The organism is Chromobacterium sp. LK1, from assembly GCF_001043555.1.
In the GTDB taxonomy this organism is placed as follows: domain Bacteria; phylum Pseudomonadota; class Gammaproteobacteria; order Burkholderiales; family Chromobacteriaceae; genus Chromobacterium; species Chromobacterium aquaticum.
On the sequence record NZ_LDUI01000059.1, the window covers coordinates 1 to 9,745 of the forward strand.

Consider the following 9,745-nt stretch of genomic DNA (forward strand, 5'->3'; position numbering starts at 1 on the left):
GCTGATCATGTCGGCGGCCACCTGGTATGTCGGCATCGTCAAGCTGCTGGAACAGCGCCGCCTGCTGAAGCAAGGCCGCGAGCTGCTGGCGGTGCACGGCGCGGAGCTGCAAAAGCGCGCCAGCGAACTGGCCGACGAAGGCATGTTCAGCGCGGTGGCGGTGGCCGGCATTGAGGCGGCTGGCGAACACAAGGGCGAACTGGCCGGCCGCGTCGATCTCAACACCTGGGTGTCGATGGCGATCTCCGACGCGGTGGACTCCGCCAGTCACCATATGCAAAACGGCCTGTCGGTGGTGGCGACGGTGGGTTCCACCGCGCCGTTCGTCGGCCTGTTCGGCACGGTATGGGGTATTTACCACGCGCTGACGGCGATCGGCATGTCCGGCCAGGCGTCCATCGACAAAGTGGCGGGCCCGGTGGGCGAAGCGCTGATCATGACCGCGATCGGCCTGGGCGTCGCGGTGCCGGCGGTGCTGGGCTACAACTGGCTGGTGCGCCGCAACAAGCTGGTGCTGGACATGGTGCGCGTGGTGGCGGGACGTCTGCACGCCAGCCTGCTCGCCAGCCGCTGAGGAGCGGACGATGAAGGGGCGCAACGCAAGATTCGGCCAGGGCCACGGCAAGGGCGACGAAGACGCGGTGATGTCGGCGATCAACACCACGCCGCTGGTGGACGTGATGCTGGTGCTGCTGATCATCTTCCTGATCACGGTGCCGGTGGTGACGCAGACGGTGAAGATGGCGCTGCCGAAGGAAAGCAATATCCCGACGCAGACCAAGCCGGAGAACATCGTGCTGGGTGTGGACACCGGCAACACCATTTACTGGAACACCACGCCGGTGAAGACGCAGGAAGAATTGTTGGCGCGGCTGGTGAAGGAAGCGAAGAAGGACCCGCAGCCGGAAGTGCACATCCGCGGGGACCTGGCGGCGAAGTACGGCCCGATCGGCCGTATCGTGCTGGCGGTGCAGCAGGCGGGGATCGTGAAGATCGCTTTCATTACCGAGCCGCCGCCGCGGAACTAGAAGGGAGAGCAAGATGGGTATGAATGTAGGCTCGTCCGACGACGATCTGATGGTGGAAATGAACACCACGCCCTTGATCGACGTGATGCTGGTGCTGTTGATCATGCTGATCATCACGATTCCGATCCAGACGCACGCGGTGAAGCTGGACATGCCGGTGAGCAGCCCCGCCAAGCCCTTGGAAAAGCCGGTGGTGGTGCAGATCGACATTGCGGCGGACAACGGTATCTTGTGGAACGGCGAGCGGCTGGCGAACCGAGAGGGCTTGGAGAAGAAGCTGACGGAAGCGGCGGCGCGGGTGCCGCAGCCGGAGTTTCACATCAAGCCGAACAAGGACGCGGGGTATGAGCCGGTGGCGATGGTGCTGGCGGAGTCGCAGCGTCTGGGGGTGACCAAGCTGGGGATTGTAGGGTCGGAACAATTCGTGCAATAAGAGCGGCTAACCAAACTCCTGATGCTGCGTTGCGCCGACTTGCCGTACTCAATGTACTGTCTGCGTCGGCGCGCCTTGCCTCAGCCGTAAAACTGAGTTTTGTTAGCCACTCTAAGCCCCTCTAGGTCAGATCCTTTATAAGCTTGCGCATAAAGTTGTCTTTGTCATGAAAAGTGATACTGGACCGCTTTTTGGAAAAGGCAGCCCGCGGGCTGCCTTTGTTTTGCACCTGTGAGCCGGTCCCAACTTTCCGCCGGAACCAAAACAAGGAAAACAGGGCCGCAGAGAAATAGAGAGAAAGGAAACAACATGAAAATGAAGTTAGCCCTGCTTGCCGCCAGCCTGCTGCTGGCCTGGCAGGCGCAGGCCGGCGTTGCCACCGGCATCGACAAGCAGCATTTCGACAGCGCGGTGCGAGCGCAGGACGATATCTATCACGCGGTCAACGGCAACTGGGTCAAGCACGCGGTGTTGCCGGCGTCGGAAGACAACGACGGCGCCTTCAAGCAATTGCGCGACCTGAGCCTGGAGCGCAGCCGCAAGCTGATAGAAAGCGCCGCGGCTCAGCCAGGCGCTTCGCCGGAGGCGCAGAAGATAGGCGATCTGTATCACAGCTTCATGGACGAGGCCGCGCTGAACAAGCTGGGCCTGGCGCCGCTACGCGGCGAGTTGGCGGAAATCGCCGCCTTGAAGGACAAGCGCGCGCTGGCGGCCTGGATGGGTTCGGCGCAAAGCCTGGGCGTGCAGCAGCCCCTGGCCTTCTATGTGGAAGCGGACGCCAAGGACGCGCGTCAGTACCTGGCCGGGCTGTACCAGAACGGCCTGAGCCTGCCGGACCGCGATTACTACCTGGGTAAGGACGCGCGCTTCGAGAAGGCGCGCCAAGCTTATCGCGGCTATCTGCTAAAGCTGTTCAAGCTGGGTGGCTATAGCGAGCCGGAGCGGCGCGCCCAACGCGTGTTCGCGCTGGAAACCAAGTTGGCGGAAGCGCAATGGAGCAAGGTGCAGAACCGCGATCCGCAGAAGACTTACAACAAGATGAGCGTGGCCGAGCTGAAAAAACAGGCGCCGGGCTTTGACTGGCAGGCCTTCCTGGACGCGGCCGAGGCCGGCGGCATCAGCGCGGTCAACGTCAACCAGCCCAGCTATGCGCAGGCCTGGGCCAAGCTGGCGGCGGAGCAGCCGCTGCAAGACTGGCAGGACTATCTGACGGTGCAGACGCTGGACGCTTACGCGCCTTATCTGGACGACACCCTGGCCCAGACCCGCTTCGACTTCCACGGCAAGGCGCTGGCCGGCACCCTGGAACAGCAGCCGCGCTGGAAGCGCGGCGTGAAGGCGGTGGAGGGCAATCTGGGCGAGGCGTTGGGCAAGCTCTATGTGCAAGCCTACTTCCCGCCGGAATCCAAGGCCAAGATGGAAGTGCTGGTGGGCAATCTGATGAAGGCTTACGCCCAGAGCATAGACACGCTCAGCTGGATGAGCCCGGCCACCAAGAAGGCCGCGCAGGACAAGCTGTCCAAATACATGCTGAAGATAGGCTACCCCAATAAGTGGCGCGACTACGGCGGCCTGGAGATCAAGCGCGACGATCTGGCGGGCAATATCAAGCGCGGCTCGATTTTTGAATACCGCCGCATGCTGGCCAGGCTGGGCAAACCGGTGGACCGCGAGGAGTGGGGCATGACGCCGCAGACCGTCAACGCCTACTACAACCCTTCGCTGAACGAAATCGTGTTCCCGGCCGCCATTCTGCAGCCGCCGTTCTTTGACGCCAAGGCCGACGACGCGGTCAACTACGGCGGCATCGGCGCGGTGATCGGCCATGAAATCAGCCACGGTTTCGATGATCAGGGCAGCCAGTTCGACGGCGATGGCAATATGCGCAACTGGTGGACGGCGGAAGACCGCGCTCGCTTCGACCAACTGACCGGCAAGCTGGTGGCGCAGTACAACGCCTACGAGCCGCTGCCGGGCAAGCACATCAACGGCGAGCTGACCTTGGGCGAAAACATTGCCGACAACGCCGGCCTGCAAATCGCCTACAAGGCCTACCAGCTGTCATTGGGCGGCAAGAGCGCGCCGGTGCTGGACGGCATGAACGGCGATCAGCGCTTCTTCTACGGCTTCGCCCAGGTGTGGCGCACCAAGATCCGCGACGAAGCCTTGCTGTCGCGCCTAGTGACCGACCCGCACTCGCCGGGCGAATTCCGCGCCATCGGCGCGGCGAGCAATAGCGATGCCTTCGTCGAAACCTTCGAAGTCAAACCGGGCGACAAGATGTTCAAGCCGCAGGATGAGCGCATCCGTATCTGGTAAGCGCGGAACCCAGGCAAGCCGGGGCATGCCCCGGCTTTTGCGCTGGGTCCTGCGTGTAGCGTGGCTGCAATCTGGCTGGGGCATAGTGCTTTGAGTCCGGCTTGGGTTTCTCGGAGCAAAAACTCTAAAAAAATGGATTTTCCAAAGAGGCAGGCGGATAATGCCCGCCAGCATTCAGGAGAGATAGGCTGATTTAATGAAGTGCGTTGACGATTTCAGACTGCGGCTAGGCACGCAGGAACTGGTGCCCATCATGATAGGCGGCATGGGCGTGGACATCTCCACCTCGGCGCTGGCGCTGGAAGCGGCCAGGCTGGGTGGCGTGGGCCATATTTCCGACGCCATGGTGCCCACGGTGACCGACCGCCGCTTCAACACCAAATACGTCAAAGACAAGCTCAAGCAGTACAAATTCAATGTCGAGAACAGCGACAAGTCCGTCGTGCAGTTCGACTTGGGCCTGCTGGCCGAAGCCACCCGCATGCATGTGGGCAAGACCATGGAAGCCAAGTGCGGCGACGGCCTGGTCTTCATCAACTGCATGGAAAAGCTGACCATGAACGCGCCCAAGGACACCTTGCGCACGCGCATGCACGCCGCGCTGGACGCGGGCATCGACGGCATCACCCTGGCCGCCGGCCTGCACCTGGGTTCCTTCGCGCTGATGGAAGACCATCCGCGCTTCCGCGACGCCAAGCTTGGCATCATCGTCTCCTCCTTGCGCGCGCTACAGCTATTCCTGAAAAAGAGCGCGCGCAGCAATCGCCTGCCGGACTACGTGGTGGTGGAAGGCCCGCTGGCCGGCGGCCACCTCGGCTTCGGCATGGACTGGGCGCAATACGATCTGGCCGCCATCGTCGTGGAAATCCGCGATTGGTTGCGGGCCGAGCAACTGGACATCCCCTTGATTCCGGCTGGCGGCGTGTTCACCGGCAGCGATGCGACCAACTTCCTGGAAATGGGCGCCGGCGCGGTGCAAGTGGCCACCCGCTTCACCGTGGCGCGCGAATGCGGCTTGCCGGAGAAAGTGCAGCAGGAGTACTTCAAGGCCAATGAGGACGATATCGAAGTCAACCAGCTGTCACCCACCGGCTATCCGATGCGGATGATCAAGCACTGCCCGGCCATCGGCGACGGCATCCGTCCCAACTGCGAGGCCTATGGCTACCTGCTGGATGCCAAGGGCGGCTGTTCCTATATCGATGCCTACAACCGCGAAGTGGCCGCCCATCCAGGCGAGCGTCGCATCAAGGTATGGGACAAGACCTGTCTGTGCACGCAGATGCGCAATTTCGATTGCTGGACCTGTGGCCACAATGCCTACCGTCTCAAGGACACCACAGTCCGGCGCGATGACGGCAGCTATCAACTGCTCAGCGCCGAGCACGTGTTCCAAGACTACCAATACAGCAAGGATCACAAAATCGCCTTGCCGGAGCTGGAGAGCACAGTTATCGCATAAGCAGAGTAGTTTCAAGAAAAAGACGGGAGCATGTGCTCCCGTCTTTTTTTATTCATCGTTAAGTGTTTATACGTAAATCTCATTCAAGTGTTTTTATTTAAAATGTCGCTAAAAATTATATATGAATAATTTAAGATAAATACTCTAAGCTGTTTCGTGACGATGAAGAACTTGATCGCCGCCGCTATTGGCGGCTTTGTATTACCTGCCGCTCAGGGCGGTGCTCTGCAGGATCAGATTGCTGATCAAATACTTAGGAATCAGCAGCAACAATTGGAGCTGCAGCGCCAAGGGTTGCAGGAACGGCCGGATACTTTCCTGCTTTTGCCAAAGAACAAGCCAAAAATTGTAGAACAATCTTTGGGGGAGGGGGGGGCTTGCTTCCCTGTTCAAGGATTTGAACTGGATGGGGCGCCGCAGGTATGGCTGGCTTGGCTGAGTGACGCGCTCAAGCCATGGCAAGGCCAGTGCTTGGGCCTGGCGCAGCTGGACCAAGTGGTTTCCACGTTGAGCAATGCGATGGTGGAGCGCGGCTATGTGACCAGCCGGGTTTATCTGCCGGAGCAGAACCTGAAGCAAGGCCGCTTGCGGCTGGCGGTGGTGCCGGGCCGCATCCATCAAATCCGGCTCAAGGATGGGCCGGGCGACCGCGGCCTGGCGTCCGCCTTTCCGCTTGGCGCTGGCGACATCCTCAATGTGCGCGCGCTGGAACAGGGTCTGGAACAATTAGGGCGAGTGCCCACCCAGCAGGCGACGATGGAAATCGTCCCCGGACAACAGCCGGGCGAAAGCGATGTGGCAGTCAGTCGCAGCCGCGCGCGCCAGCTGACCGGGCAACTGAGCCTGGACGACAGCGGCCAGCCCGCCACCGGCCGGCTGCAGAGCAACGCCAGCCTGCTGCTGGGCGGCGCCACCGGTTTCAACGACCTGCTGTCCCTGTCCTGGAGTCAGGATGCCGAGCATCTTGCCCACCCGCGGAGTCAGGCGCATACCGTATCCTGGCTGCTGCCCTGGGGCGATTGGACCGCGTTCGCCAGCTATAGCGCCTTCTCCTATCGCCAAACACTCCAGGGTACCAACCAATCCTTCTCTTCCAGTGGCCACAGCCGCAATACCCTGCTGTCGCTGGCGCGTCTGTTACACCGCGACCAGAGCAGCAAAACCGAGCTCAAGGCCAGCCTGACCCGCAAAGCCTCGCGTAGCTTTATCGAGGACACGGAAATCGTGCAGCAGCGCCGCGATCTGACCATCGTCGGCCTGGAGCTGAGCCATCGCCGCTATCTGGGCGAAGCGGTGCTGGACGCCTCGCTGGGCTATCAGCGCGGCATTGGCGGTTGGGGTGCGCAAAACGAGGTGCAAACCACCGCCGCCGGTTTCACCGCACGCCATGAACTGTTGCAAAGCCGGCTGGCTTTGCAGCTGCCGCTGCGCCTGGGCAGCCAAAACTGGCGTTGGAACAGCGAACTGCGCGGCCAATACAGTGCCGATCCGTTGCTGCCCTCGGAACAGTTTTCCATCGGCAGCCGCTACACCGTGCGCGGCTTCAATAGCAACAGCCTCAGCGGACGTGGTGGCCTGTACTGGCGCAATGAACTGAGCGCGCCGCTGCCAGCCGTGGCCGGCGCACAGCTGGAAGGCTATCTGGGCCTGGATGCGGGGAGGGTGCTGCACCCCGCCTATACCGACGACGCCACCCGCAGCCTATCCGGCTGGGCTGCTGGCCTGCGTTTGCAACTGGCGAGCCGGCTCAGCGCCGAGCTTGGCCATGAACGGGCAATGCACCAGCCGCAAGGCTGGAACCGGCCCGCCATCACCCATTTCAATCTGACCCTGCTCTGGCAATAGACCTTGCCCAGCCCCGTGCCTCGTCCAGGTGGATGAGGCGTGGCCCTGTACCGTTTCGGCGTCCTCATCATGAATAAATCACTCTATCGCATCATCTTCAATCAAGCGCGCGGCCAACTGATGGCGGTGCAGGAAACCGCCAGCGGGCAGGGCAAGGGCAGCGGCCGTGGCCAGAATGCGGCGGGGGTGAAATTCGTCGCCGCGCGCGGCTTCGGCTTCAAACTGTGTGCGCTGTGGGTGGGCGTCAGCCTGGGCAGCGCGGCGCTGGCAGCCGACATCGTTGCCGATCCCGGCGCGGTGGCAGGCAAGCGGCCGACGGTGATTCAGGCCAATAATGGACTGCCGGTGGTGCAGATCGCCACGCCCAGCGCCGCTGGCGTGTCCCACAACCAGTACCAGCAGTTCAACGTCGGCTCCAAGGGGGCGGTGCTCAATAATAGCGCGCAAGTCGTTAATACCCAGTTGGCCGGCTATGTCGGTGGTAACCCCAATCTGGCTGGCGGCAGCGCCCGCATCATCCTCAACGAAGTCACCCACGCCAACCCCTCGCAATTGAACGGCTATCTGGAAGTGGCAGGCCAGCGCGCGCAAGTGGTGGTAGCCAACCCATGGGGCATCAGCTGTAGCGGTTGCGGCTTCATCAACACCCAGCAAGCGATGCTGAGCACCGGCACGCCGCAACTCAACGCCCAGGGGGCTTTGACCGGCTTTCAAGTCAACGGCGGCGTCATCAGCATCGGCGGCGCGGGCCTGAACGCCGGCAATGTCGATAAATTCGCCATCATCAGCCGTGCGCTGCAAGTGAATGCCGAACTTCACGCCAAGCAACTGGAGCTGGTGCTGGGCCGCAATCAAGTGGACGCGGACACCTTGCAAGCGCGACCGCTGGCGGCTGATGGCAGCACCGCACCGGCCTTCGCACTGGACGTGGCGCAGTTGGGAGGGATGTACGCCAACGCCATCCGCCTGGTGGGCACCGAGATGGGGGTGGGGGTTAGGCAGCAGGGCGAAATGGCGGCGCGCGCCGGCGATTTGCAACTGACCAGCGCCGGCGACCTGGTGCTGAAAGGCAAGACCTTCAGCCAGCAGGACATCAAGCTCAACAGCGGTGGCAAGTTGGAGCACAGCGGCCAGACTCGCAGCCAGGGCGCGCTGCAAGTGGCCGCCACCGACGCAGCCCAATTGGAAGGTAGCCTGACGGCGGGCGGTGCGTTGGGGCTGGAAGCAGCCGCGGTGGCGGGCAAGGGCAGCGTGGCCGCCGGCGCCCAAGCCGACGGTCAATTGGGCGAGGCTGGCGCGTTGACGCTGCGCAGCCGCGCGGGCCTGGATTTCCATGGGGAATTGCTGGCCGGCGGCGATGTGAACATTCAGGCGGGTAGCACCCAGTTGCAGGGCGCGGTTGTAGGCGCTAGCCACGGCGATTTGAGGGTGACGGTGGACGGCGAGTTGAATGCTTCGCAAGCCAAGCTGGGCGCCAAGAATCTGGCTCGTTTGCAAGCCGGCGAGGACATCAAGCTGCAACAGGGCGCGCTGAGCGCCGGGCAGTTAGAACTGCAGGCGAGGGCACTGGATAACCGTGGCGGCCTGATCGCACAAAGCGGCGCGGCGGCCGGCTCGGTACGCTTGCAAGGGGTGCTGGACAATCGTGATGGCGTGATGGCTAGTCAGGGCAAAACGCTGAGCGTGGAGGCGGCGGCCATCGACAACCGACATGGCGAGATCAGCCACGCCGGCGCGGACACGCTGCGAGTGAGCGTGGACAAAATCGACAACCGCGAGCAAGGCAAGCTGCACAGCGACGCCAAAGCCGAGGTCAAGGCTGCGGAAATCGACAATGCGCAGGGACGATTGACCGCCTTGCAGGGCCTGGAGCTGAACGCCAGCGGCGTGCTGCGCAATGATGGCCTGCTGGGCAGTGATGGCCAGTTCAAGCTGACGGCCGGTGCGTTGGAGAACGGGGCCGGCCTGATCCAGGCGGGCAAGGACCTGCAACTGACCGCGGCCAGCGTCAACAACGCCGACAAAGGCCAGATTCTGGCGCTGGGCAAGGAGAGCACTAGCAGCCTGGAGATCAGCGGCCAGCTGAACAATCAGGGCAAGATTGCCGGCAATGCGGCACTGGACGTCAACGCCGCCGACATCGACAACCACGGCGGTAGCTTGCAGTCGGCGGACAAGCTGAATCTGAACAAACAAGCCAGCCTGAACAACGATGGCGGCCACATCGTTGCCAAGGATCTGAGCCTGAAGGCGGACACGCTCAGCAATCAGGGCGGCGAAGTCTTCGCCCAGCAAGCTCTGGACGCCCAACTGAGTCAGCTGAACAACGCCAAGGGCAGCTTGATCGGCTCGCAAAGCCTGAGTCTCAGCGTTGGCGACTTACTGCGCAACGATGGTCTGTTGGGCAGTGATGGCCAGCTCAAGCTGACGGTCGGCCAACTGGAGAATGGAGTTGGCCTGATCCAGGCCGGCAAGGATCTGCAACTGACGGCGGCCAGCGTCAACAACGCTGACAAGGGCCAGATTCTGGCGCTGGGCAAGGAGGCCGCCAGCAGCTTGGAGATCAGCGGTCAGCTGGTCAACCAGGGCAAGATTGCCGGCAATGCGGCGCTGGACGTCAATGCCGCTGATATCGATAACCACGGCGGTAGCTTGCAG

General features: G+C 62.3%; 8 protein-coding genes. 7 read left to right on the plus strand and 1 reads right to left on the minus strand.

Annotation, left to right across the window (positions count from 1 at the left end):
• The 5 genes from VI26_RS21545 to VI26_RS21565 all read left to right on the plus strand — a co-directional run.
• Positions 1 to 574, plus strand: a 574-nt coding sequence (locus tag VI26_RS21545) for a MotA/TolQ/ExbB proton channel family protein (protein ID WP_048411827.1), incomplete at its 5' end; no start/stop codon positions are given.
• A 10-nt stretch (positions 575 to 584) separates the two neighbouring features.
• Positions 585 to 1,028 (plus strand): biopolymer transporter ExbD, encoded by a 444-nt coding sequence (locus VI26_RS21550; RefSeq protein WP_048410866.1) that lies wholly within the window; start codon positions 585 to 587, stop codon positions 1,026 to 1,028.
• A 13-nt stretch (positions 1,029 to 1,041) separates the two neighbouring features.
• Entirely contained in the window at positions 1,042 to 1,461 is a 420-nt protein-coding gene (locus VI26_RS21555; protein ID WP_048410867.1) for a biopolymer transporter ExbD, read from the plus strand.
• A gap of 309 nt (positions 1,462 to 1,770) precedes the next feature.
• The gene (locus VI26_RS21560) at positions 1,771 to 3,780 is read left to right on the plus strand and encodes a M13 family metallopeptidase (protein ID WP_048411828.1); all 2,010 of its coding nucleotides are present in this window, start codon (positions 1,771 to 1,773) and stop codon (positions 3,778 to 3,780) included.
• Between the two features lie 196 nt (positions 3,781 to 3,976).
• Positions 3,977 to 5,242: a nitronate monooxygenase gene (locus VI26_RS21565; RefSeq protein ID WP_048411829.1), complete on the plus strand. Its 1,266-nt coding sequence runs from the start codon at positions 3,977 to 3,979 to the stop codon at positions 5,240 to 5,242.
• A 201-nt stretch (positions 5,243 to 5,443) separates the two neighbouring features.
• On the opposite strand, the gene VI26_RS25120 is transcribed toward VI26_RS21565, so the two are convergent.
• Positions 5,444 to 5,737, minus strand: a complete 294-nt coding sequence (locus tag VI26_RS25120) for a hypothetical protein (RefSeq protein WP_231581083.1) — start codon at positions 5,735 to 5,737, stop codon at positions 5,444 to 5,446.
• Here VI26_RS25120 and VI26_RS21570 point away from each other — a divergent pair.
• The gene (locus tag VI26_RS21570; RefSeq protein ID WP_231581082.1) at positions 5,678 to 7,087 is read left to right on the plus strand and encodes a ShlB/FhaC/HecB family hemolysin secretion/activation protein; all 1,410 of its coding nucleotides are present in this window, start codon (positions 5,678 to 5,680) and stop codon (positions 7,085 to 7,087) included. The genes VI26_RS25120 and VI26_RS21570 overlap by 60 nt on opposite strands.
• 69 nt (positions 7,088 to 7,156) lie before the next feature.
• On the plus strand, positions 7,157 to 9,745 hold a 2,589-nt coding region (locus VI26_RS21575), incomplete at its 3' end, for a filamentous hemagglutinin N-terminal domain-containing protein (RefSeq protein ID WP_156183989.1).

Excerpts from the sequence above, each read along its gene's own strand:
- VI26_RS21560 (WP_048411828.1), top strand. The coding sequence starts at position 1,771 with ATGAAAATGAAGTTAGCCCTGCTTGCCGCCAGCCTGCTGCTGGCCTGG.
- VI26_RS21565 (WP_048411829.1), top strand. The coding sequence starts at position 3,977 with ATGAAGTGCGTTGACGATTTCAGACTGCGGCTAGGCACGCAGGAACTG.
- VI26_RS21555 (WP_048410867.1), top strand. The coding sequence starts at position 1,042 with ATGGGTATGAATGTAGGCTCGTCCGACGACGATCTGATGGTGGAAATG.
- VI26_RS21550 (WP_048410866.1), top strand. The coding sequence starts at position 585 with ATGAAGGGGCGCAACGCAAGATTCGGCCAGGGCCACGGCAAGGGCGAC.